1 protein-coding gene is annotated in these 389 nt (G+C 37.5%); it reads left to right on the top strand.

Going from position 1 to position 389, the window contains the following annotated elements:
• Positions 1 to 389: GLPGLI family protein (locus tag H4O21_RS28370; RefSeq protein ID WP_182812537.1), on the top strand; the 389-nt coding region annotated here is incomplete at both ends.

Raw genomic sequence — 389 nt, 5'->3', positions numbered from 1 at the left:
ATCGTTTAAAAACCATGTTCCAGAAAACATTTGTTTTAACTTTCAACAGAACAGAATCGGTTTACAAACTAGAAGAAAAACTTGAAGCGCCCGGACAAAGAGGCGGAAGGTTTACTGCTATAATGGGAGGTGCAGTTGATGGCGTTAAATACAAAAATGTTAAAGATAAGGCGCTACTGAATGAACTAGAACTCTTTGGAAAGCTATTTTTAGTGAAAGAGGATTTGCCAAAACTAGAGTGGAAAATTACAGGTGAGACAAAACAAATAGGTGGTTATACGTGCAACAAGGCAACGGCAATTAAAACTTGGAAAGATTTTGATCTAACGGCTTTAAGAGGACAACCTGCTAGAGAGGAAAACGAAGAGAATAATGAAACAGTGGAGGAA

The sequence above is a fragment of the Oceanospirillum sediminis genome (assembly GCF_014164585.1).
Lineage (GTDB): Bacteria > Pseudomonadota > Gammaproteobacteria > Pseudomonadales > Halomonadaceae > Oceanospirillum > Oceanospirillum sediminis.
Note: the sequence above shows the minus strand (reverse complement) of the source record. Positions and strands in the feature narration are given on the sequence as shown.